This is a genomic window from Roseibium sp. 10G30-5 (assembly GCF_055809635.1).
This window is the reverse complement of the sequence record NZ_CM147918.1, coordinates 1368045-1390822: the sequence shown is the minus strand read 5'-3', so window position 1 is coordinate 1390822 and position 22778 is coordinate 1368045. Positions and strand designations below refer to the sequence as shown.

The 22778-nt window shown below is 57.4% G+C and carries 25 protein-coding genes and 4 pseudogenes; 8 read left to right on the top strand and 21 right to left on the bottom strand.

Annotated elements, in window-relative coordinates:
- Positions 1-9 precede the first annotated feature (9 nt).
- From AC0L7U_RS07075 to AC0L7U_RS07060, 4 genes are all read left to right on the top strand, one after another.
- Positions 10-663 carry a DUF2848 domain-containing protein gene (locus AC0L7U_RS07075; protein WP_473694892.1) on the top strand — a complete coding sequence of 218 codons (654 nt, stop codon included), beginning with the start codon at positions 10-12 and terminating at the stop codon, positions 661-663.
- A gap of 37 nt (positions 664-700) precedes the next feature.
- Complete coding sequence (locus AC0L7U_RS07070) at positions 701-1381, top strand: amidase family protein (protein ID WP_473694890.1); 681 nt, start codon at positions 701-703, stop codon at positions 1379-1381.
- On the top strand, positions 1345-2007 hold the full coding sequence (locus AC0L7U_RS07065; protein WP_473694888.1) for an amidase family protein: 663 nt from the start codon (positions 1345-1347) through the stop codon (positions 2005-2007). The genes AC0L7U_RS07070 and AC0L7U_RS07065 overlap by 37 nt, the downstream gene beginning before the upstream one ends.
- A 195-nt stretch (positions 2008-2202) precedes the next feature.
- Positions 2203-2808 (top strand): biliverdin-producing heme oxygenase, encoded by a 606-nt coding sequence (locus AC0L7U_RS07060; protein ID WP_473694886.1) that lies wholly within the window; start codon positions 2203-2205, stop codon positions 2806-2808.
- 24 nt (positions 2809-2832) lie between these two features.
- Here the strand turns inward: AC0L7U_RS07060 and phnN are convergent, their stop codons facing one another.
- The 4 genes and pseudogenes from phnN to phnE (AC0L7U_RS07040) all read right to left on the bottom strand — a co-directional run.
- A complete protein-coding gene (gene phnN, locus AC0L7U_RS07055) occupies positions 2833-3420 on the bottom strand; it encodes a phosphonate metabolism protein/1,5-bisphosphokinase (PRPP-forming) PhnN (RefSeq protein ID WP_473694884.1) in 588 nt (195 codons plus the stop codon).
- Between the two features lies 1 nt (position 3421).
- Entirely contained in the window at positions 3422-4564 is a 1143-nt protein-coding gene (locus AC0L7U_RS07050) for an alpha-D-ribose 1-methylphosphonate 5-triphosphate diphosphatase (protein ID WP_473694882.1), read from the bottom strand.
- Positions 4565-4578: 14 nt separating this feature from the next.
- A complete protein-coding gene (locus tag AC0L7U_RS07045; RefSeq protein ID WP_473694880.1) occupies positions 4579-5250 on the bottom strand; it encodes a DUF1045 domain-containing protein in 672 nt (223 codons plus the stop codon).
- A gap of 80 nt (positions 5251-5330) precedes the next feature.
- Positions 5331-6420 (bottom strand): annotated as a pseudogene (phnE, locus tag AC0L7U_RS07040) (phosphonate ABC transporter, permease protein PhnE); the annotation flags it as partial.
- Between the two features lie 104 nt (positions 6421-6524).
- Between phnE (AC0L7U_RS07040) and AC0L7U_RS07035 the strand changes: the two are divergent.
- The gene (locus AC0L7U_RS07035; RefSeq protein ID WP_473694878.1) at positions 6525-6752 is read left to right on the top strand and encodes a hypothetical protein; all 228 of its coding nucleotides are present in this window, start codon (positions 6525-6527) and stop codon (positions 6750-6752) included.
- Here AC0L7U_RS07035 and AC0L7U_RS07030 read toward each other — a convergent pair.
- The 11 genes and pseudogenes from AC0L7U_RS07030 to phnG form a co-directional block, all read right to left on the bottom strand.
- Positions 6690-7064: a hypothetical protein gene (locus tag AC0L7U_RS07030; protein WP_473694876.1), complete on the bottom strand. Its 375-nt coding sequence runs from the start codon at positions 7062-7064 to the stop codon at positions 6690-6692. The two genes, AC0L7U_RS07035 and AC0L7U_RS07030, sit on opposite strands and share 63 nt — an antisense overlap.
- Positions 7064-8025 (bottom strand): annotated as a pseudogene (gene phnE / locus AC0L7U_RS07025) (phosphonate ABC transporter, permease protein PhnE). Before phnE (AC0L7U_RS07025) ends, AC0L7U_RS07030 begins: the two are co-directional and overlap by 1 nt.
- A 72-nt stretch (positions 8026-8097) precedes the next feature.
- Positions 8098-9003: a phosphonate ABC transporter substrate-binding protein gene (gene phnD, locus AC0L7U_RS07020; RefSeq protein WP_473694875.1), complete on the bottom strand. Its 906-nt coding sequence runs from the start codon at positions 9001-9003 to the stop codon at positions 8098-8100.
- Positions 9004-9094: 91 nt separating this feature from the next.
- Positions 9095-9922 carry a phosphonate ABC transporter ATP-binding protein gene (phnC, locus tag AC0L7U_RS07015; protein ID WP_473694873.1) on the bottom strand — a complete coding sequence of 276 codons (828 nt, stop codon included), beginning with the start codon at positions 9920-9922 and terminating at the stop codon, positions 9095-9097.
- A gap of 443 nt (positions 9923-10365) precedes the next feature.
- Positions 10366-10986, bottom strand: a complete 621-nt coding sequence (locus tag AC0L7U_RS07010; protein ID WP_473694871.1) for a DapH/DapD/GlmU-related protein — start codon at positions 10984-10986, stop codon at positions 10366-10368.
- On the bottom strand, positions 10987-11694 hold the full coding sequence (gene phnL, locus AC0L7U_RS07005; protein ID WP_473694869.1) for a phosphonate C-P lyase system protein PhnL: 708 nt from the start codon (positions 11692-11694) through the stop codon (positions 10987-10989). It lies immediately after the preceding gene.
- 17 nt (positions 11695-11711) lie between these two features.
- On the bottom strand, positions 11712-12488 hold the full coding sequence (gene phnK, locus AC0L7U_RS07000; protein ID WP_473694867.1) for a phosphonate C-P lyase system protein PhnK: 777 nt from the start codon (positions 12486-12488) through the stop codon (positions 11712-11714).
- Complete coding sequence (locus AC0L7U_RS06995; RefSeq protein ID WP_473694865.1) at positions 12485-13381, bottom strand: alpha-D-ribose 1-methylphosphonate 5-phosphate C-P-lyase PhnJ; 897 nt, start codon at positions 13379-13381, stop codon at positions 12485-12487. The genes phnK and AC0L7U_RS06995 overlap by 4 nt, the downstream gene beginning before the upstream one ends.
- Positions 13378-14472 (bottom strand): carbon-phosphorus lyase complex subunit, encoded by a 1095-nt coding sequence (locus AC0L7U_RS06990; RefSeq protein ID WP_473694863.1) that lies wholly within the window; start codon positions 14470-14472, stop codon positions 13378-13380. Before AC0L7U_RS06990 ends, AC0L7U_RS06995 begins: the two co-directional genes overlap by 4 nt.
- Positions 14473-14475: 3 nt before the next feature.
- Positions 14476-15087, bottom strand: coding sequence for a phosphonate C-P lyase system protein PhnH (gene phnH / locus AC0L7U_RS06985; RefSeq protein WP_473694862.1), 612 nt, complete (start codon positions 15085-15087; stop codon positions 14476-14478).
- A complete protein-coding gene (gene phnG, locus AC0L7U_RS06980) occupies positions 15087-15530 on the bottom strand; it encodes a phosphonate C-P lyase system protein PhnG (RefSeq protein ID WP_473694860.1) in 444 nt (147 codons plus the stop codon). Before phnG ends, phnH begins: the two co-directional genes overlap by 1 nt.
- A 119-nt stretch (positions 15531-15649) precedes the next feature.
- Here phnG and phnF point away from each other — a divergent pair, with 119 nt between their 5' ends.
- On the top strand, positions 15650-16411 hold the full coding sequence (gene phnF / locus AC0L7U_RS06975; RefSeq protein WP_473694858.1) for a phosphonate metabolism transcriptional regulator PhnF: 762 nt from the start codon (positions 15650-15652) through the stop codon (positions 16409-16411).
- A 58-nt stretch (positions 16412-16469) separates the two neighbouring features.
- Here phnF and AC0L7U_RS06970 read toward each other — a convergent pair whose 3' ends face one another.
- The 6 genes and pseudogenes from AC0L7U_RS06970 to AC0L7U_RS06945 form a co-directional block, all read right to left on the bottom strand.
- Positions 16470-17300 (bottom strand): sugar phosphate isomerase/epimerase family protein, encoded by an 831-nt coding sequence (locus tag AC0L7U_RS06970; protein WP_473694856.1) that lies wholly within the window; start codon positions 17298-17300, stop codon positions 16470-16472.
- Positions 17301-17430: 130 nt separating this feature from the next.
- On the bottom strand, positions 17431-18375 hold the full coding sequence (locus tag AC0L7U_RS06965; RefSeq protein WP_473694854.1) for an NAD(P)-dependent oxidoreductase: 945 nt from the start codon (positions 18373-18375) through the stop codon (positions 17431-17433).
- Between the two features lie 78 nt (positions 18376-18453).
- Entirely contained in the window at positions 18454-19212 is a 759-nt protein-coding gene (locus tag AC0L7U_RS06960) for a 5-oxoprolinase subunit C family protein (RefSeq protein ID WP_473694852.1), read from the bottom strand.
- A complete protein-coding gene (locus AC0L7U_RS06955; RefSeq protein WP_473694850.1) occupies positions 19182-19406 on the bottom strand; it encodes a hypothetical protein in 225 nt (74 codons plus the stop codon). The genes AC0L7U_RS06960 and AC0L7U_RS06955 overlap by 31 nt, the downstream gene beginning before the upstream one ends.
- Positions 19403-19732 (bottom strand): 5-oxoprolinase subunit B family protein, encoded by a 330-nt coding sequence (locus AC0L7U_RS06950; RefSeq protein ID WP_473694848.1) that lies wholly within the window; start codon positions 19730-19732, stop codon positions 19403-19405. Before AC0L7U_RS06950 ends, AC0L7U_RS06955 begins: the two co-directional genes overlap by 4 nt.
- 118 nt (positions 19733-19850) lie before the next feature.
- Positions 19851-20114: pseudogene (locus AC0L7U_RS06945) on the bottom strand (carboxyltransferase domain-containing protein); the annotation flags it as partial.
- Positions 20115-20549: 435 nt separating this feature from the next.
- Here AC0L7U_RS06945 and AC0L7U_RS06940 point away from each other — a divergent pair.
- A complete protein-coding gene (locus AC0L7U_RS06940; protein WP_473694847.1) occupies positions 20550-21326 on the top strand; it encodes a LamB/YcsF family protein in 777 nt (258 codons plus the stop codon).
- Positions 21327-21342: 16 nt separating this feature from the next.
- A pseudogene (locus tag AC0L7U_RS06935) lies at positions 21343-22198 on the top strand (D-amino-acid transaminase).
- Positions 22199-22778 lie beyond the last annotated feature (580 nt).

Sequence of the window (22778 nt, the reverse complement as noted above, 5' to 3'; positions counted from 1 at the left end):
GACACATGCATGAAGTTCAAGACACAAGAAGGGGTGCTCGAATGCGCCCCCGTCAAGCTCACTGTGGCCGGATGGACCGGACGCAACCGGGCAGCAGTTGATCACCACATTGCCGAGTTGGCGGAATTGGGTGTTCCGGCTCCCTCGGCCGTGCCTCTTTATTACCAGTGCGCGCCTCAGACCTTGACCCAAGCCACGCAGATCCAGGTGTTGGGCGCAGAGACATCCGGCGAAGCCGAACCGTTTCTGATCAAGGTCGATGGCAAGATCTGGATTGGACTTGCGTCTGACCAGACAGACCGTGCATTGGAAGCCTATTCTGTTGCACATTCCAAGCAGATCTGCGCCAAGCCGGTGGCAGACGAGTTGTGGGCACTGGCCGATGTGGAGGATCATCTCGACGACATTGAATTGACCTCCTGGATTCTGGAAAACGGCGAGTGGGTCGTTTATCAGCAGGGCACGCTGGCTGCCATGTTGCCACTGGCATACCTGATCGAAGGCGCTGGCCTGCAGGATGGCGAGGCCATGTTGTGTGGCACGCTGCCGGCAATTGGTGGTGTGCGCCCGGGGGCTGACTTCAAGATGCAGATGCGGGATCCGAAGTCTGATAAGACCATTGAATGGTCTTACACATCCAGTGTTCTGACGATCGTCTCCTGAGGGAGCGTGTTTTAAAAAATCTGGTCGCGAGGGTTCAATGAGCAGAAATTCGGCACAATTTTCATGGTCCGCAGAGACCGCCCCTGAGCGCCTGAACGCAGCACTGGAGCGTGTTGAGAGCGATCCTGCGACCAAATCCATTTTCATAAAGATCCTTGACCCTGAAACATCGCGCGCGCAGGCCTCTGCCGCGGATGCCAATGGTTCACCGCTCGCCGGAGCCCTCATCAGCGTCAAGGCGCTGTTCGATGTGAAAGGCGAAGTGACGACGTCGGCGACCAAGGTTCTGGCGATTGATCCAGCGGCACAGGAAGATGCCCCTTCCATCGCCAACCTGCGCGCCGCTGGTGCTGTGTTCGTGGGCCTGACCAATATGTCGGAATTCGCCTATTCCGGGCTCGGCCTCAATCCACATTACGGTACACCGGACAATCCGGTTTATCCGGGGTGTGTGCCCGGAGGGTCTACGTCGGGCGGTGCTGTGTCCGTGGCGCTAGGTCTATGCGATGTGGCGCTCGGCAGCGACACTGGTGGGTCTTTGCGGATCCCGGCGGCATTTACTGGCATTGTCGGTTTCAAACCGACCCAGGCGTCGGTATCGATGAAAGGTGGCGTACCTCTGTCAGACACGCTGGACAGCTTTGGCCCGATGGCCACCTCTGTCGCCGCATGTGAGGCAACATGGCAGGTGATGGCCGGGCAGTCAGTGAGGCTATAGGTGCAGCTGAAAAGCGACGCTTGCGGATCGCGCGCAATTTTGGCTTTGGCGATATGCAGGATGAAATTGCGCAAGGTTTCGAGGCGGCCGTGTCTGAACTAACGGCACAAGGGTTCGATATTATTGAGCAGGATCTTGTCTGCATGGACCTCTATGCAAAGATCCCGACGTGGCATCTGACAGCCATCGAAGCGCGCGCGCATTTTGAGCATCAATTCCAGACGATGGCAGATCAGTTTGACCCACGTGTTCATGTGCGTATGGCGCGGGCTGACGAGTTGAATGCTGTGTCCTATCGGCAAACCCTCAATTTGAGGGCGCAGTTCGTCGAAGCCTTTTCCGAAGAGCTGGGCGATGATCTGCTGTTGATGCCGACAACGCCAATCTTGCCGCCATCGATGGCCAGCATGGAAGATGATGCGACCTTTGGCAAAATGAACCTTTTGGCTCTGCGCAATCCCTCTCTTGGCAACATTGCTGACGGGTGTGGTCTGGCCTTACCCTTTCAACATGAGGGGCGAATTCTCAGCGCCATGTTGATTGGGGCAAAAGGCTGCGATGGAGCGCTTCTAGCCGCCGGAAAAGCGGTGGAAGCAGCATTGGGAAGCAGCCGTCTGGCACGCTGAAAATCCGCGTTTTCCGGACTCTTTTAGCAAGGTTTGAATCTAAGAGCTGTCTTTCGAGGCAGCTCTTTTTTTATGCGTTAAACGCCAAGTGCTTGAAGTCACAAATGAACCTGTTTGGGGGTTCGTGCGTTTCCCAATTGACGAAACAAAAAAGGCTAATTAATCGAACTGCCGCTGTGCAGGGAAGGAGATGGAATGAGTATCAGTGAAACTCAGGTGGGCCCAAGCGCATCAGCCGTCTCTTTCGCGTCCAGATTGAAAGACGGAACGCGTGAGGCGCATGATAATCTCGACAAGAGAATTATGGCGCAAAAGCCTTTTGAGGATTTGGAACGGTACGGCCGCTTTTTGCAGGTGCAATATCGCTTTCATGCTGCGATTGACCCGCTTTACGATGATGTTGGTCTCAGTGCAGGTCTGCCTGCGTTGGAAGGGCGACGTCGCGTCGATTTTGTCCGGCAAGATCTAATGGATATCAAGATGACGGTGCCGACGAGCATCCCTGATGTGTCCGTTGCACCGGGCACGCCGGAGGCTCTTGGCTGGCTGTATGTGGCCGAAGGGTCCAATCTCGGCGCGGCCTATCTCTTGAAGAATGCGCGCGCCCTCGGATTGTCCGAGACGTTTGGTGCGAGGCACCTTGCAGCTGATCCAAAAGGTCGTGGCCTGCATTGGCGTGCCTTCGCTGCGGCACTGGATGATATTATACTGGACGAGGATGAAACTGACACGGCCATACGAGCTGCCGAACAAGCTTTCCGTCTCGTGCATTCCATGGTCATTGAGGCTTATGAAGTCTGAGGATGTCCGTTGGCGAAGATGCGGTTATGCATCTTCGCCGGTTCGGCATTTTTCAAGAAATGTTATCAATTCTTGACCAGCGTCCTCCAACGTGCTTTCATTTATAATCGTCAGATGTGGTGGGACAGTCTCCGCCGTGTCCGTGAGCGTGCTGCGTTGCAGGCGTCGGGAAATGCTCTCCGCTGTCTCGCGCCCACGCGAGGCCAGACGCTCTGCGAGCACTTCTGGCGATGCCGTGACCAGAACGACACGCAAGCGGTCGCCGTATACGCGTCGGAATTCCGGCAGGGCCGAACGCGAGCCGTTGACCACCAGAACCTGTCCGTTTTCAAGAGCCGTCAGGGTAGAGGCCGGGATGCCGTAGAACAGTCCGTGCGCGCCCCATGACAGGGCAAACGCGCCATTGGCGCGCATGTCCTTGAACACGGTCTCATTGACGGAATAATGATCCTCTCCACCGGCATCGCCGGGGCGGGTGATCATGCGCTGCACAAACAGAAGGTCGGTCTTTGTTCCCGCATCGGCGAGCGTGTGGCGTGCGACGTCGATCAGGCTGTCCTTGCCCGCGCCACTTGGCCCCACGACCGCGATGATCTTGCCCGTCTTGGCCATATCAGGCGACCCGCTTGCCTTCGCGCCAAACGCTGCTGACGACCGGCACGCCTTCGTCGCGACGGACACGGACCAGATCGCCGCGCAGGCCGGTTGCCAGACGACCGCGATCATCGAGGCTGACGGTCTTGGCCGGTGTGCTGGTGACCATGGCTAGGGCCTTGGGCAGAGAAATATGCTCGTGTGCATCAGCAATCAGGAACGGGGCATGGATCAGGCTGAACGGCACGTAATCGGAAGACAGCACATCAAGAACATCAATGCTGGCCAGATCTGTTGCAGCGATGTTGCCGGAATGCGACCCGCCACGCACAACATTCGGCGCGCCCATCAATACGCTCATACCCGCTTCATGCGAGGCCTTGGCCGCTTCAACGCTGGTTGGGAATTCGGCCAGACGGATGCCAAAGCCTTTGGCTTCCTGAACGTGTTCGAGGGTCGCGTCGTCATGCGAGGCGATGGTGATGCCTCTTTCAAGACACGCTTTGGAAATGGCGACACGGTGCTTATGCGAAAATTCGGCCGACTGGGCCTGGCGCGTCTCGACGAAATGAGCGAACTCATTGTCGGTCAGACCACGCTTCTTCTTGTAGTAGAGAATGTACTGATCCATCGTCTGGAACTGGCGTTGACCCGGCGCATGGTCCATCAGCGATGCCAACTTTACACCGTCTACGTCCTCAAAGCCTTCGAAATGTTCAAGAACATTGGGCGCAGATACTTCGCAACGCAGGTGGATCAGGTGATCAGCGCGCAGGCGATCTTCCTTGCGGGCTGCAGCCAGCGCATCGGCCATACGGCGCATTTCGCCAGTTTCAAAGCCGCCGTTTTCGTCGGCGCCCATGCGCAGGCAGTCAAACACCGTGGTGATGCCGGACGTTGCGATCTGGGCGTCATGGGCCTGAATGGCCGACATCATATTCCACTGCACGCCGGGACGCGGTGAATAGTGCTGTTCCAGATGATCTGTATGCAGTTCAACGAGGCCCGGGATCAGATAGTCGCCCTCAAAATCTTCGCCTGCTGCTGTTGTCTGACCCTCGGTGATGTCGGCAATCTTGCCGTTTTCGACCTTGAGGGCTCCGGTGATGATCTCGTCTTCGAGAACGATCCGGGCATTTTTGATGAGCAAGTCATGTGTCATCGTGTCGGCTTTCTTTATGCGGTTTGGGCAAGGGCGTTGATCTGGAAAACACGGAACGGATCTCCGCGTTCAGCTTCCGTAAACAGCGCCAGATGCTGGATAGGACGGGGCCGGTTGATGTGCTTTGCAAAATGACTGGCGAGTGTATCGCGCATCGCCGCCTGTTGCTCTGCGGGCACCCGACCGGTCAGGGTCATGTGAAATCTAAATTCGTCAAAGACATAGGGATAACCCCAGTCGAAGAGATTGGTGCGCTGGCGCTCGGGGAGTGTTTCCGGCTTGCGACGGGCAACGTCTGTGTCAGACAGCGGCGCGCGGAAAGGTTCGAACTCTCGAACACAGGCTTCGGCAAGAGCTGTAATGTCATCATGACTGGTCGTGCCGGGCACAAGCGCAAAGAACGGGCCGATCTGATCCAACACCAACTCCGGCACAGTGAAGGCAGGCATTGTCTTGCAAAACGTGTCGAAGGCGGCGATCAGGTCATCTTCGCTTGCCCCGTCGGCCAGATGAAACGGTGCTTTCAGTGTGCCGTGAAACCCATAGCGGACAGGGTCGGCGATCAGAGCAGGATCAACCTTGACCGGAGACCGTGCGCCGGTGAAGGCATCGCGGCCCAGCCAGTCGTTTGCGTTTTGAACCAGAGGGTCGTCTGCGGGTGGTGTGTAGTAGATGGCGTATCGCAAGGCGATCTCCAGGCGTTCGGTCGGGCGGGGGCAAAGCCGGTGATCGCGTCTCTGGTATCGAGACTGGGGATGCGATCAGATTAGTCATTTTGTCCACCCATCAGGGCGGAGCGAAGGCGTGCTGAAATACCATCGAAGATATACACAACAAGCAGGATCAGGAGAACCATGTAGGCGACATTCGACCAATTGGCGTTGGTCCGCATGGCTTCCCACAGTTTTAGACCGATGCCACCTGCGCCCACGGCACCAATGATGGTGGCGGAGCGGATGTTCGATTCCCAGAAATAAAGCGCCTGGCTGGCAAACAAAGGCAGGACCTGCGGCATGACGCCGAAGCGCTGAACAGTGATCGGCGGTGCGCCAACCGACTTGATGCCTTCACGTTGCTTGTCGTCGATGTTTTCCAATGCTTCGGAATAGAGCTTGCCCAATGTTCCGGTGTCGGTGAAGAAAATTGCCGAAATACCAGCCAGTGGGCCAGGTCCGAATGCACGGGTGAAGAACAGGGCCCAGATCAGCATGTCGACGGATCGCTGGAAATCGAAGAACCGCTTGGTGAGTTGGTTGATCGGCTTGTTGTTGAAGATGTTGCGCGCTGCGATGAACGACATCGGGAAGGCGATGACAGAGGCCAGCAGCGTTCCGGCAAAGGCCATGATGATGGTCTGGAACAGTTTCATCCAGACGTCGCCATGTTGCCATTCGGCGTTGTTGAGGATGTTCTGCTAAGGCAAGCGAAAGGTTGGACTGAGCCGGATCGATGCGTGGACCGGACGTGATCTTCGTCAGAACTTCGCTGTAAGGCATTCCGAAGAACGGCGAGTTGGTGTCGAAGAAGAAGTTGGCCCAACCCCAGAAACGGTGACGGATGCGAACCTTGTCGTCGCGCACTTCCAGCGAGCCACGGAAGCCGAAGTTGAGGCGAACCGTCCCGTTCGTTCCGTGCTGTTTGGCCCAAACCGGTTTTGGATCAAGAAACGTGACGCCCTGATCGGGGACCATCTTGATGTGTACGGTCTGATTTTCATATGTCGCAGTGACCTGATGTGGCTCGATGACGGCATGAGCCGTGCCGATGTCGACGGTGATCTGCTTGGCGACCGTTTCGGTGATCGTTTTTGCTTCTGGCGCAGGCTGTGTGTCGTCGGCCACGGCGGGTGTGCTGGCCGAGGCGTCAACGGATTGATCGTCAGTGCGCTGGGGCCATGAAACTGCTGGCACTGCTCTTGTCGGTCTCGCTGGTGGCATCATCGTTAGCGGATGGAGCTGCCATGAAGCTGCTAGCGCTGCTGCTGGTCGATGTCGCAGGTGCATTGCTGTCCGACGACGTACTCGGGGAAGCCGCCATGAAACTGCCGGCAGAGCTGGACGTCGACGTCGTGGGGGCCGTCATGAAGCTGCCGGAACTGCTGGACGTTGAGGTCTTGGGTGTGGTGTCATTGCTGGACGCGGGCGCAGGAATAGTGCGCGTGACCGTTTCCATATCCTGCGTGAGCTAAGGCTGGATGCGGGTCACTGCCCAGCTTGCTGTAGCGCGGGAACTGAAGTTTCAGCGAATTGTTTTCAATGCGCACGTCCGGTCGGATGGCATAGGACACCCAGTCAGACAGATAGACACCAGCAATATCCCAATCCGCGCGTCCGATGATCGTGCTGACGCCAAACAGCCACCAGGCAAACACCAGATAGATTACGGTAATGAAGGCGACGAGCGGGATTCGAAAGCGCTGCATCAGGGTGCGCTTGAACACATCGGGATAGCGGTCAAGCAGGGTCTGCTGCTGAGAGGCGTTCATGGTTGTCATGGGCATCAGGCCGTGCCTCCGAATTGAAAGGCTTGGTCGCCGACAAGCTTGCGGCGCATGTAGGCGGAAAGCTGATCAACGGCGATGATCGTGCAGAACAGCAAAAGAACGATTGCGATGGTCTTGGCAGCATGGCCGCGGCTGATCGACAGACGCAGCGCTTCCCCGATGCCGCCCCCTCCAACGGCACCGATGATGGTCGAGGCGCGCACGTTGATTTCGAGGCGGAGCAACGTATAGGACAGGAAGTTCGGCATCACCTGCGGCACGATGCCGAAGCGGACACGCTCGATCCAGCTGCCGCCAACAGCCTTGAGGCCGTCGTCTGCCTTGAGGTCGGCATTCTCGATCACCTCGAAGAACAGTTTGCCCAACGCGCCAATCGTGTGGATCGTCACGGCGATCATTGCCGGGATCGGCCCGATGGACAGGATGGCAAGGACGAAGCCGGCCAGAACGATTTCCGGGAAGGCGCGCAGCAGTTCCATGAAACGACGAACGATGGTACGCAGCCAGTAGGGTACACCAAGGTTGCGAGCCATGGGAACGACAGCAGAAAGGCGAAGACATAGCCGATGATTGTCGAGACAAGCGCGATATTCAGCGTCTCGAGCATCTTGTAGAAGTATTCAGGGATATAGAACCAGCTTGTGAGGTACACCCGGCCGACCGGGTAGTTGTACATCAGGCTGCCGTTGTCATAGGGCGAGGGGCGGTCGAACAGCGCGCGCCAGACTTCAAGTCCGTCGCGGGGGATCAGATCGCCGAAGAAATCGAAGAAATGGGGCAGACGATCCCAGAACTTACCGGCATTCGTGTCGTTGGCAAACCAGAGCGAGCTGGCAAGCGCAACAAGGATCACCGCGACCCCGATCAGTGTATAGAGCCTGCGCGTATTTGTGAGCTTGTTCCAGTGGTTTAGGATCTGCTGGCTTTGCGGGCTGAGCACCGAAGAATTGATCGTCATCAGGGATACCGGCTTCTTGACAAAAAGACACCGCGGCGAGGACGCCGCGGTGCTGGTTCACACAGGGGGCGATTAGTCGCCGATGGTCTGCTTGCGTGCTGCAATGATGGTTTCGTAGAACTTCGCCGTAACCTTCTTGTAGCCCTTGTAGTCACCACCTTCGACAGCCGAGAAGCAGTCGCGGTCGTTCTTGGACATATCGATCAGCATGTCGACGATCTTCTTCTTGTTCTCATCGGAAAGCGAAGACCGCAGAACGATCGGGCCGTTCGGGATCAACGGGGATTCCCAGAGCTGAACGAGGTCGTTCATGTCCAGTTCGCCCTTGTCGACCATCTTGCGAAGGTTGCCCGAGGTGTAACCGTCTTCAAAGTCGCCCACGCCCGAAGCCCAGGTTGTGCCGGCATCGAACGTGCCCTTGAGAACTTCAAGAACCAGGTTTTCGTGACCGCCGCCGAAGCCGGTGGACGAGAAGAACTTGTCAACCGGCATGCCGATGTCTTTTGGCAGAGCAACGGTCGGGACCAGGTAACCAGAAGTCGAATCCGGGTCAGCAAAGCCAAGTTTCTTGCCCTTCATGTCGGACAGCTTGGTCATGCCGGAATCTTTGCGGGCAACCATGACGGAATGGTAACCAGCAGAACCGTCTGTCTGAACCGTGGTCAGAACAGGCTCAACAGCCTTCGGGTCGGCCAGGTAAGCCTTGGCGTAACCGGAAGCGCCGAGTTCAGCGAAGTCGAGCGTGCCGCCGAGCAGACCCTGGATAACGCCGTCATAGTCGGCAGCCGGGAAGAGGCTGACTTTGTCGACACCAAGAGCCTTCTTGATGTGGTCGGACAGGCAGGAATAGTTACGCAGACGGTCTGTCTGATTTTCGCCGCCAAGAATACCAACGCGGAATTCTTTCAGTTCTGCAGCGCTTGCAGACGAAGCGAGCGTCAGGACGGTCGTCGCTGCGATAAGGACTTTCTTCAACATAAGACGTCTCCTGTTGTCCGGTTCCCCCCGGACGACTGTTCAAGAGTAAAGAGATGTATGCCTGTGACGCGGGCGGGCGATGGGATGCGGCTTACTGGGCGACAGCGAGAGCTTCGATGTCGGCCGGAGCCGAAGGCGGAACAGGCGAAGACAGGCTGGTCGATGTCATCGATTCATCGATGCTGCCGTCTGCGCCATAGATTTCGTTGACTGCGGCTGTCGTCAGCTCGTCGGGAGAACCATCAAAAACGACGCGGCCGTGCGCCATGCCGATGATGCGCCCGCAATACCGGCGGGCCGTGTCGAGTGTGTGCAGGTTGGTGATAACGGTGATGCCGTCGCGCTTGTTGATGTCTTCCAGAGCGTCCATGACGATTTTGGCGTTCATCGGATCAAGCGAGGCAATCGGCTCATCCGCCAGCATGACTTTCGGCTGCTGCATCAGGGCGCGACAGATCGCGACACGCTGTTGCTGACCGCCGGACAGTGTGCCTGCTGTCTGCAAAGCGGTCTGGGCAATGCCGAGGCGCTCCAGAGAGGCGAGCGCCATCATGCGTTCTTCCTGCGAGAAGATGTTCAACAGGCTGAGGGCTGTGTTGCGGTGGTTCAGGCGACCGAGCATGACGTTGGTCAACACATCGATCCGCGGCACAAGGTTGAACTGCTGGAAGATCATGGCGCAATCGCGCTGCCAATGGCGCAGCTTGTTGCCGCGCAAGGACGAGATTTCCAGATCGCCAAAACGGATCTGGCCAGATGTCGGCTTGGACAACCGGTTCAACATGCGCAGAAGAGTAGACTTGCCTGCGCCCGAGCGTCCGATAATGCCAACCATCTGTCCTGACGGAATGGCAAAACTGACATCATCTACGGCGGTCTTGGAACCGAAGACGCGCGACACGCCTGTGAGTTGCAGCATATTTCTCTGCCTATATTTGTCCGAGTTCGATAAAATTTTTATCGGTTTTCAAATCGCGAGTTGGCGACTTGTTATTTTTGTCTTTTCGATTTGGACAAATAAAAGCATTTCATGTCAGTTTGATTACATAAGGTGCGGAAGCTTTGGTATTTTTCAAAAAGCGATGCTGAAAAATTGGACAGCCAATTAATATATATAAATATCAATGTCTTATATTAATATAGAGAGGTAGATATAATCATGATTGACGTATTTCAGATACAATCTGGGTAAGAAAATTCTAGGATAGGTTATAGTATTTTGAAGTTTATGTGTCAGTTTTGTTAAAGTATTTGTTTTGAATATAAGATAAAAAAGCCAGGCGCTCCTCATGTCTTATGGATAAGAGGCGTCTGGCTCAATATTAAGGGTATCTCGAAGCTGGGAAAAATCTCATGCTTGGTTTATCCCTTTTCGTGGCGATCCAGAAAGCCGGCTGCATCGAGCTTGCGGAAGTCTTCCAGCGCAACGCGAAGTCGGTCATGATCCCAGTCCCACCAGGCGAGTGCGTCCATGCGGGTTGCGATCTCTGGATCAAAGCGGTTCTTGATCTTCTTGGCGGCGACCCCGCCAACAATCGTATAGGGCGCGACGTCCTTGGAGACGACCGCGCCAGCGCCAACAATGGCGCCGTTGCCGATCGTCACACCTGGCAACACTGTGGCACCGTGGCCGATCCAGACATCGTGACCAATGATGACGCGGTTGCTGCGCCGCCAGTCGAAGAAGTCCTCTTCGGTTTCGGCATCTGGCCAGTAATCCCCGGCGCGGTAAGTGAAGTGGTGCAGGGTCGCCCGCCACATTGGGTGGTTGGTGGCATTGATGCGAACCGTTGAGGCGATATTGGCGAATTTGCCGATACGGGCGCACCAGACTGTGCCGTTGTTCTCGATGTAGGAATAGTCGCCCAGCTCGGTTTCGCTGATCCGGCACCCTTCCGCGATCTCGGTGTAGCGGCCAAGCTTGCAATCATCTGCAACGCAGCGCACTGGGTGAATCAAAGGCTTTTGCGAAAGTTTGGTCATTCAGGCGGCGTCCCTTTTGGTTGAAAACAGGCTGACGTCAATGATGTCGTCGGCGACGGCTTCACGCACTGTTTCATCGTGGAAGATGCCCAGCATGGCGATGCCTTGCGTTTTTTTCTCGCGGATCATCTCGATGACAACCTGACGGTTGAGCGCATCCAGAGATGCGGTCGGCTCATCCAGCAGCAACATAGGGTGGTCGGTGATGAAGCCGCGCGCAATGTTGACGCGCTGCTGCTCGCCGCCAGAAAAGGTTGCTGGCGGCAACGACCAGAGGTCTTTCGGCAGATTGAGACGGGCAAGCAGGGTGCGGGCCTTTTCGCGCGCTTCTTCCAGATCAACGCCGCGATCGGTCAGAGGTTCGGCGACGATGTCGAGTGCCGAGACACGAGGCACGGTGCGCAGGAACTGGCTGACATAGCCGATGGTGTCCCGGCGCACAGCCAGCACCTCACGCGGAGATGCGGTCGCCAGATCCACCTGACCATCTGTATGGCAAACGAGGATCTGTCCCGTGTCGACGCCGTAATTGCCGTACACCATCTTGAGAATGGAGCTTTTGCCGGCCCCCGATGGCCCGCCAAGAACGGCACATGTGCCTTCGCGCAGGGTAAAATTGACATTTTGCACGACGGGAAGGAGATGTCCGCCGCGCAAGTGCATTGTGAACGACTTCGAAACGTCGGAAACGACAAGCCGATGTGTCATATCAAGACCCTTTCTGCTCAGACCTGAAGAATGGAAGAAACGAGGAGCTGCGTGTAAGGCTCACGCGGGTCATCCAGAATGCGATCGGTCAGGCCGTGTTCGATGACATGGCCGTCTTTCATGACCATCATGCGATCCGACAGAAGGCGAGCGACTGCCAGATCGTGGGTCACGATGATGACGGCCAGTCCGAGATCATGCACCAGCTGGCGCAACAGATCGAGAAGTCGGGCCTGCACAGAGACATCCAATCCACCGGTCGGCTCATCCATGAAGACGAGGCGTGGTGAGGTCACGAGATTGCAGGCAATCTGCAAGCGCTGACGCATGCCGCCGGAGAACGTGCGCGGCAGATCGTCGATGCGGTTTTCATTGATTTCAACGCGCGACAGCCAGTCGGTGGCGGTTGCGCGAATGTCGCCATAGTGGCGCTCGCCAATTGCCATCAGACGTTCGCCGACATTGGCTCCCGCAGACACTGTCATGCGCAGGCCATCAGCCGGATTCTGATGCACGAAGCCCCAGTCGGTGCGCATCAGGAAGCGCAATTCGGATTCCGTCATGTCGGAGAGGAAGATATCGCGGCCATCGCGCATACGGTAGCTGATGCTGCCTGCATTTGTGCTCAGTCGGGTTGAGATGCAGTTGAGAAGCGTTGACTTGCCCGAGCCGGATTCGCCGACAATGGCGAGCACTTCGCCCGGCCACAGATCAAAGCTGACGTCCTCGCAGCCCATGTGAGAGCCATAGAATTTGGACAGATTGCGAACCTTGAAAAGCGGATCGTCGCTCATGAGGAGACCTCCAGATTGTCGGCAGCTATGGCGCCGCGATGGCCAGCCTCCTGGCGCTCATCACAGTAATCACTGTCGGAACAGACGAACATGCGCTGTCCCTTGTCATCCAGAATGACTTCATCCAGATAGACATTTTTGGCACCACACAGGGCGCACGGATGCTCGAAGGTCTGGATTTCAAACGGGTGGTCTTCGAAATCGAGACTGACGACATTGGTGTGCGGTGGCACGGCGTAGATGCGTTTTTCGCGTCCGGCGCCAAAAAGCTGCAATGCGTCGGATTGATGCATTTTGGGATTGTCGAACTTCGGAATGGGCGAGGGGTCCATCACGTAGCGATCATTGACCAGCACCGGATAGGCGTAGGTTGTGGCGATGTGGCCATTGCGGGCGATGTCCTCGTAGAGCTTGACATACATCAGGCCATATTCTTCGAGGGCATGCATTTTCCGGGTTTCGGTTTCACGGGGTTCGAGAAAACGCAACGGCTCGGGGATCGGCACCTGATAAACGAGGATCTGGCCTTTCTGTAGCCGCTCTTCGGGGATGCGGTGCCGCGTCTGGATGATGCTGGCGTCTCGGGTCTTGGTCGTCACCGCGACGTTGGCGACTTTCTGGAAGAAGCCCCGGATCGATACGGCGTTGGTCGTGTCGTCAGACCCCTGGTCAATCACCTTCAACGTGTCGTCGGCCCCGATAATGGAGGCAGTCACCTGAACACCGCCTGTGCCCCAGCCATAAGGCATGGGCATTTCACGTGAGGCAAAGGGAACCTGGTATCCCGGGATGGCGATGCCTTTGAGGATGGCGCGACGGATCATCCGCTTTGTCTGCTCGTCCAGATAGGCAAAATTGTAGGTCGCGATTTGCGATGCAGCCGGATTGGTCATTCTGCCGCCTCCTTGGTGCCGTGGGTGGCTTCATAGTCGCGGCGCATACGGCGGACGAGATCGAGTTCGGCCTGAAAATCCACATAATGCGGCAGCTTCAGGTGTTCGACGAAGCCTGTGGCCTGAACATTGTCTGAATGGGAAATGACGAACTCTTCGTCCTGGGCGGGGGCAACGATGTCCTCGCCGAATTCGCGCGCCCGCAGGGACCGGTCGACGAGCGCCATCGACATGGCCTTGCGTTCGCTTTGGCCGAAAACAAGTCCGTAGCCGCGGGTAAATTGTGGTGGTTTCTGTGAAGAGCCAGCAAACTGGTTGACCATCTGACACTCGGTCACTTCTACTCTGCCAAGAGAGATGGAAAAGCCGAGTTCGGGAATATCGACTTCCACGTCGACGTCGCCGAAGCGGATTTCGCCAGCGAAGGGGTGGGTGCGGCCAAAGCCACGCTGGGTCGAATATCCAAGGGCAAGCAGAAAGCCCTCGTCGCCGCGCGCCAGAGCTTGCAGGCGCTCATCGCGGCCGAGCGGAAAGTCATAAGGATCGCGGGTGATGTCGCCGGGGGCTGGATCACCGTTGTCGGGGACTTCCGTTTCGATCAGGTCTTCCTGAGACAGAATGTCGGTGACTCGCATCACCGGCTCGTCCGCATCCTCACGGGTCTCCGCAATGTCGACGGGCTCATCATAGAGCAGCGACGGATCGAGCAGGCGATGGGTGTAGTCAAAGGTCGGGCCCAGCAACTGGCCGCCCGGCAGATCCTTGTAAGTGGCGGAAATACGCCGCTGAACGAGCATTTCGCCGGTGTCGAGAGGATTGGAATAGCCGAAACGCGGCAGCGTCGTGCGATAGGCACGTAACAGGAAAATGGCTTCGATCATGTCACCGCGGGCCTGCCGAATGGCAAGGGCTGCGAGATCGCGATCATACAGCGACGCTTCGCCCATCACGCGCGCAACTGACAGGGAAAGCTGCTCGATGATCTGCTCGATGGTGATCGAGGGAAGTGTTCGGTCGCCTCTGCGGCGGTCATCCAGCAGACGGTGAGCGTTGGCGATGGCGGTTTCTCCGCCCTTTACGGCAACATACATGGATCAGGCTCCTGCGGGTTGAAGGCGGGTGGTGCGGGGCAAGCCAATCATCTGCGTGCCGCACGTCAGGATCACATCGACGCCGCGCGGATAAAGCGCATTGTTTGCAGCCCATTGGACGAGAAAGTCTGCCGGCAGGCCTGTTGGGGCAAGAGATTGCGTGTCCTTGATGCTAGGGCCGCTCGCTGTGAGCGTGGCACCGGACGTCAGGCTTGGTACGTCGATAACGAGGGTTGCGGAGCGATCCGGATAAGCCTGATCGCCAACATGGAACTGATCCAGACGCAGATCGTCGCCAGAAGCGAGGGTACAGAAGGCGAACTGCGCGGTCTCAGGCTCTGGCATGAGGGCTGCGCCGGTGTGAAAGGCGATCCAGTCGCGTACCTGAGCCGTATCAATCGCCTCAGACACCCAGGCGGCAGTTTCGTGGTCGCAGAGTGTCAAGGCAACAGCGGCTTGCGCGGTAGACAGTTGGGTGGGCCCTTCGGCGGGGACTGTCAACGTGTTGATCTGACCGGGACGGGCCATGGCGTCCATGAGGGTGCGGAAAGCGCTCTGGGCGCTGGCGACCGGGTCGGCAAAGCCGCCCGTGAGGGCTGTGGTCGTCTGGCTCATCAGTCTTCTCCGCGTACCATTGTGAAAAAGTCGACCTTGGTGGCCGCGGTTTCCTGCTTTGCGAGTGCATCGGCAGTGGCGAGACGTTGCTCGATGTTGTCCAGCAAAGTTTCAATGCTCGTGGTGCCTGTGCCTGCTTCAGCAAGTGCGTCGAGCATGGCAGACAGGCGAGCAGCTTCCTTGTCGCCACCAAGGCGCTGGGCGTGTCCGACTTCGCCACCTGCAAGCTGCACCGTGGCGCGCGTGACTGTGACCTCGCCGAGGTTGAACAGGGCACCGGTGCCCCCAGCACGCCCACGTACCATCACGAGACCCGTTTCAGGGCCGCGCAGCATTTTTGCGCGCGCCGGATCGCACAATGGTTCGACGGCGACCTCCAGCTCTTGTCTCTTTGCACGGGCCAGAAGCTCTATCCGCCTCTGCCGGGATGTGTGTTGCGTCATGCCCTTGCCAACTCTGCCTTGTATTGAAATGTCTATTGTGCTAGACAATTAGATGTTTGCATATTCTTGCAGGAATTTTGTGACATGCAAGTGACGCGAGCAAAGAAAGGATGTGGCCGATGTCGGAGAACCGACCAACGATTGATCGCAGAAGTGGCGTTGCCGTCTGGCGACAGATTGCCGATGCCATTCGCGAAGCGATTTCGTCGGGAGAGTTCGCGGAAGAAACGAAACTGCCTGGAGAGATCGTTCTGGCTGAGCGCTTTGGCGTTAATCGTCACACTGTCCGCGCCGCCATTTCTGCCTTGCAGGATGAAGGCATGGTGCGGGCGATGCCGGGTCGGGGAACGGAAATCCTGCGCTCCGAGCGTGTGACCTTGCCGATCTCACGCAAAACGCGCTTTTCGGCAACGCTGGGCCGTCAGGGGCGTCGCGGGCGTGGCACGTTCATTGCCGCAGAGACGGTTGCAGTGCCTGCAGCCATCGCCAAGCATCTGGATCTGAAGGTTGGCGCGGCTTGCATTGCACTGGATGTGCTGGGCCTTGCGGATGGCGTGCCGATGGCCTTTGCGAGACATCACTTTCCGCTCGACCGGTTTGCCGGGATCGACGAGGCGTATCGCGCCAGCGGGTCTATCACGCAGGCTTTGGCGACCTGCGGCGTTGATGACTATTCGCGCGCCTGGACAGATGTGACCGGGCGCCATGCCGACGAACAGGAACGCCATTGGCTGAAGCTTGGCCCGGGCTCCATCGTCTTGCAGGCGCTGGCGGTCAATATAGACGAGGCCGGTTGCCCCATTCAGTTTTCATCAACCCGTTTTGCAGCCGACCGTGTGTCGCTGCACATTGAAAACAACGATTCGCACAGCGACTTCTGATCGTTTTTGCGGGGAGTGCGGAGCGTTCAAAAAGGGCGCAGTGTATCAGCGGGCCAGATCAAGACTTTCCAGAAAGGCAACTGCCGCGTGGATCTTGTCGACATTCATCAATTCCAGCATCAGGCGGGGATTGCTGTTGCATTTTGCCAGCGCTCTGAAGACCGATGGCCAGAGAATATTGCCTTCGCCAAGGTGCCCAGTGGCGATCTACGAAGCCGTCGGTATCGTGCAAGTGGACGTGTTGCAACATATCTCCAGCGGCGAGAATGTAGAGATCGGGTGGCACTGCGCCGGTTGCGTGATGCGCATAATTGGCATGCCCAATATCGACTGAGACTTGCAGATGAGGCGTGTTGAAGTGGCGGGCAAGATCAACGCGTGTGCGGGGATCGCGGTCCTCGATATTTTCCAGAACCAGCGTAATACCGCGCTGCTCTGCAACTTTGAGAACGGGTGCCAGCGTGGCTTCAACGGCTGCGTTCAGATGGGCTGTTTCGCGCTCCACGTTCAGGCCGGTGTTGAATGCAGTCCAGGTTTTGAGTGGGCTGTGCACAACCATTTGTGTGGCGCCAATCATGTCGGCGGCGTCAAGTCCCTGATGCAGTCGCTGAATGACAGCCTGCCGCACCAGCGGGTCGGGTGTGTTGATGTCAAAGCCGTAGAACGGGCCGTGAATTCCGATACGACCTTTGTAGTTGGCAAGCTGGTCGCGTATCCCGACTGCGCGTTCTTTCCAGTCCCCGTCCAGCAGAGCGACATCATAGAAATCATGGATTTCCACATCGCGCGTGTCCTGCACAAGCCAGTCCATGAATCTGTTGAGGTCTTTCCCCAAAAGGCAGGCACCCAGAACAGGCAGGGCGGTTGGTGAGGAGAGCGGGTCGGCCATTTTTGAATTCTCACAGACTGAAATGGAAGGGCGTGCCTTTGGCTGCAGGCGAGGCAGATGCCTTGAATGGTGTCAGGTATCTTAAAGCGCCCAGATGAACTCAATATGTCGCCCGTCTGGCATTTGGCACTTATGTGCGGTGCTGCGGCTCATTCAGAGCTGTTTGCGGGCGTTTGCCATCAAGTGTGGTCAGCACAGTGCTGGCTGCGCCAACGGCCATGCGCTTAAGCGCTTCAAGCGTTGAGCCACCCAGATGGGGTGTGAAAATGACCCGGTTGGTGTCAGCCAGCGGTCCCTGCGGAGCGTCTTTGGAAAACACATCCAGACCTGCCGCAAAAAGGCGTCCGTCCTCGAGTGCTTTGGCAAGCGCTACTTCGTCAACGAGACCCGCTCTTGCTGTATTGATCAGAATGGCGCCCGGCTTGATGTTGCGCAGTGCGTCTTCACCAATGAGGTGGTGTGTCTCCGCACGCAAGGGGGTGTGCAAGGAAACCAGGTCGGCTTCGGCCAAACCGTCGCGCAAGGTGAGGGCGCGTTCAAACCCGCTTAGATCTGACACGCGTGGAGAGTGAACAAGGACGCGCATGTTGAATGCGCTCTTGAGCATGTGCCCCAATTGAGATCCTGTGGCCCCCCATCCGACGATCAGTGCCGTCTTGCCAAAGAGTTCCAGCGTCTGTTGCCTTTCACGGAAGCCGGACTGGCGCGAGCGTTCTGCGTGGTCTCCGGCCGGGATCATGCGAGCAGCGGACAGAGCCAGAGCCAGTGCAAGTTCTGACACTGAGCGGGCATTGATGCCCGGCGTGTTGCAGACCAGAACGCCATGCTCGCTGGCTGCGATCTTGTCGACGGCATCATGGCCTGCGCCATGCACGACAATGACTTTCAGCTTGTCCGCATGGGCATACGCACTGTTCGGGAACCCGTCATTCCGGGTGATGACACTGTCGCAGTCAGGTACAAGCTGCGCGATGGTCGCATCACGCGTATCAGGGCAAATGACCGGCGTCACTCCGGCTGCGCGCAACAAGGCGAGACCGTCTTCGTGAACGGGCTGAATGATGAGGCACTTCATGAGGGTCCAAATTCCTTGGAAAGGCAGCTGCAAGAGTGGGCAGGATGTTCGAATGCGTTGGCCTGTAGGCGAGTCGGTCTAGTGGGGCGGGCTGTCCTTGATCTCCAAAGCAGCAAGGGCATCCTTGAACACGGCGCGCTGATTAACCAGTAGCTCTTCGGCGGTAGCCTGCGTGATGCTGACAAAGTGGAAGGTCTGGCCGCTGGGCAATTGTGCCAGACGCGGCAGATCAACCGAGGCAACGGTTGCAATCTTCGGATAACCGCCAGTGGTCTGGCGTTCCGCAGTCAGGACAAGCGGTTGGCCGGAGCCAGGTACCTGAATAGAGCCGAGCGGTGTGCCATCTGAGACAATATCGTGGCCTTTTGCAGCGCGCAGGGTGGGGCCATCGAGCAGGGCCGCCATACGATCGCGCTTGGTGGACACCGAATAATTGCCGGAGAGGAATGTCTCCCACGCGGCATCATCGAAATAGTCGTTTTGCGGACCCGGCACAACGCGGATCGGCCCGCGCTCGCGGTGGATCGGAAGGGTCAGGCGCTGACAGGCCAGATCTGACTGGGGGGCGAGCGTCAGGGAGTCGCCTGTGTGCAGAGCGCGACCCTCGAAGCCGCCAAGCCCGGTGCGCAGGTGCGTGGCGCGGGAGCCAAGAATTTCAGGCACATCAATGCCGCCAGAAAAGGCGATATAGCCCCAGACCGGACCTTGGAGTGCGGCCACCGACAGCGTTTGTCCGGGCAAGAGAACATGGCTTTCCCATGCGGGTACGCTCAGGGCGTCGATGCGAATGTCGACCGCGCCGCCCGTTACGGCAACACGCACAGGTGCGTCGGCCATGAGTAGGAGCCGCCGATATAGGCAAATTCCAGCGCTGCCTGATCCGGGCTGTTGCCGACCAGAGCCTGGGCCATGTGGAAATCCATCGGGGCCATGGGGCCGGAGGCCGAGATGCCCGAATGCAACTGGCCGGGGCGGCCGCGGTCCTGAACAGTGACCAACATGCCTGCCTTGATGATCTTGAGCTGAGTCATGTCGTTGTTGGCTCCACGATGGTTTTTCCGTCGGAGACAAGCGCATCCATGCGCTGGGCTTCGGTCTCGTCGATGGCGACAAAGCGAAGTGTGTCGCCTGCGCGCAGCAAAACAGGTTCGGTGCGGTGCGGGTCAAACAGTTTTAGCGGCGTCCGGCCGATGAAGCGCCAACCGCTGGGGCCAGCAACGGAACTGATGCAAGCCTGTTTGCCGCCGATACCTATGGACCCCGCAGCGATATGTTGGCGCGGTGTCTGCAAGCGCGGCGTGTGCAAAGGCTCCGGCAGTCCGCCCAGATAGGAAAACCCGGGCATGAAACCGATCATGTAAACGCGGTAACTGACGGACGCATGCAACGCGATGAGGTCGTTGCGCGTCATCGTCTTTTCGCTCAGCCAGGTCGTCCAGATCAAGGGCGGCAGGGCCACCGTAATGCACGGGAACAGTCCAGGTGCGCGGCGAAGATGTCCCGGGATCGAGGTGTTCAAGTCGGTCGCCAATCTGCGGCGCAAGCTCTGCGGCCCGTACAAGCGAGGGATCGTAACACACAAGCAGCGAGCGATAGGTGGGGACCACCTCTGTCACGCCCTGTAGTGGGGTGGCGTTCAGTGACGAGGCTAGCGCGATGATCCGGCGATTGACGTCGTCATCAATCTGATCGGAAAGCTCGACAGTCAGCGCCTGGTCGCCGGCTGGATGGATTTTCATGACATGACCCAACGGGGTTGCGCCAGACTGTCCCCGCAAGGGTGGATCCGGCAAAGCTGCATCCAGCGTCGACGTGCCTCGTCGCCGCCCTCAAGTCGAAAATGGCGCCGCCGTATGTCCTGTTTCGTCCTGTGTCGAAGTCAGCGCGCCGGGAGCGCGCAAAAGCCTTCGGCAGGAGTTGCAAGCTTCCGCAGAAGTTGCGTCGGACGGTAAGGCGTTCCTTCGTTTGTATACGCGCCGCCTCCCGGTGCTGGCAAGTCCACGCGCCTGATGTTGCCCAGCCTTTGCGAGGAGGAACAGAAGACGAGACTTGTACAGAACGGATCGGGTCTATATGTCGAAAGAGTGATATTTGCCAAAAGATTGGACAAAGTCCGGCGCGATTAAAAACTGGTCATGCAGTGCAGGCTTTGGTTGTGTTGAAAGGGTGAGGCAATGGTCGGGACAATCGATCTGAACTGCGATATGGCAGAAAGTTTTGGCGCCTATACGATTGGCGACGATGCGGCGATGCTTGAGATTGTGACCACTGCCAATGTGGCTTGCGGATTTCATGGCGGTGACCCAAGCGTGATGCGCAATGCGATCCTCGGAGCAAAGGCACGGGGCGTCGCAATCGGTGCACATCCCTCTTTCATGGATCTCTACGGCTTTGGTCGGCGGCGGATTGTTGGCGATCGTCCCGAAGATCTGGAAGCGCAATTGATTTATCAGATTGCGGCGATTGGTGGCATGGCCAGAACCCTTGGCTGGCCGATCACCCATGTGAAGTTGCATGGTGCGCTGAACAACATGGCTGCTGAAGACGCCGACCTGGCTGCGGCTTGTGTGCGCGCAGTCAAGGCATACGATCCGGCGCTTGTCTTCGTGACGCTGCCTTATTCGGAAGCGATGAAGGCTGCGGAGCGGGCGGGACTGCCGGTTGCCTGTGAGGTGTTTGCGGATCGCACTTATACGGCGCAGGGTGCACTGACATCACGCAAGGAGGAGGGGGCTGTCATTCATGATCCGGCACGCAGCGCCGAACACGCGCTGTGCATGGTCAAAGATGGCTTTATTCCCACGACTGCCGGCACTAAATTGCCCGTCGACGCCACGACGATCTGTGTTCATGGTGATACGCCGGGTGCGGTCGCAACGGCAGCCGCCTTGCGACAGGCATTTCTAGACGAAGGGTTGGAGGTCAGGCCCTTCTCACTTCCCAATCTATAAGACAGGATCTCAGGTCATGAGTCGTATTGTTTATCTGAATGGCGCGTGGCTTCCCGAAGAGGATGCCAAGGTTTCCGTGTTTGATCGCGGTTTTCTGTTTGCAGATGCCATTTATGAAGTCACTGGTGTGGTGGGCGGCAAGCTGCTTGATTACGCTGGTCATTCAGCCCGCCTGAAGCGGTCGCTTGGCGAGATCGACATGCCGTTTCCGGTGTCGGATGATGAGCTTCTGGCCATTCACCGCGATATCGTGACGCGCAACAATCTGGATGAGGGGCTTATCTACCTGCAGGTTTCGCGCGGGGCCGCAGACCGTGATTTTGCCTTCACCAAGGACATGACGCCGACGCTGACGTTGTTCACTCAGGCCAAGTCGGTTATCGAGAATCCGCAGGCCGCCAAGGGCATCACGGTCATCACCACCGAAGATCTGCGCTGGCGTCGCTGTGACATCAAGACGGTTCAGTTGCTTTACCCAAGCCTTGCCAAGATGGAGGCCAAGAAGCGGGGCGCGGATGATCGCCTGGCTGGTGTCTGATGGGTACGTCACTGAAGCCAGTTCTGCGACGTCTCACATCATCACCGAGGACGGCAAACTGGTGACGCGCCAGTTGAGTCAGATCATCCTGCCGGGCATTACACGGGCGTCTGTTCTGGATCTCGCACGTGAGGCGGGTATTGACTATGAAGAGCGTGCATTCACGCCTGAAGAAGCCAAGAGCGCGGCGGAAGCTTTCATTACGTCTGCGACAAGCTTCGTCATGCCGGTCGTCAAGATTGACGAGACGGTGATCGGGGACGGCAAGCCTGGACCCGTATCCCTCAGGTTGCGCCAACTCTACATCGACAGTCGTCTGAAGGGTGCCATCTGACACTCGCCGGAGGGAGGGGCAGAGCACCCTTTTCAGGCTGTTACACAGATGTCTGTTGAGCCCATCATGCAGAGAGGCAGATCGAGCCATCGGTCTGCCTTTTTTGTGGGTTTTTATCCTGATATTTAAAACGATTTATATGGCTGATTTCCCGCATTCTGATCGGTGGATTTTACAGGGCCGATTCCTGCAATTTCTCGCCTTGTTTGTCAGGTTCGTGCAAATTGAGCGCACTTGATGCGTGTTTCCCACAATGTCCGGCGCTCTTGATGTGGAAAAAAATACCAATCCGAAGTGGATTGCTGTCCTGCGGTAGACTGAGATCGGACGAGCCTCAAAACAGCGTTTCGAAACCATAAGGACGCTGATTTGAGGATGGTCGCGTATGACCTAAATAATTTTAATTGCTTGAGAAAATATATCTATCCCTAAATTCGGGCTCGGTTTTTCAAAAATATGATTTTTAAAAAGTGCAGTGCAAAACGAAAATCTGAAATCACATTTCGTTTGCCTATCGCGTTGTTTTTTCTCGGTTGTGTCGGAGTTTTTGGTTGACGAGGCTTCTCCTCCTATGGGTAAT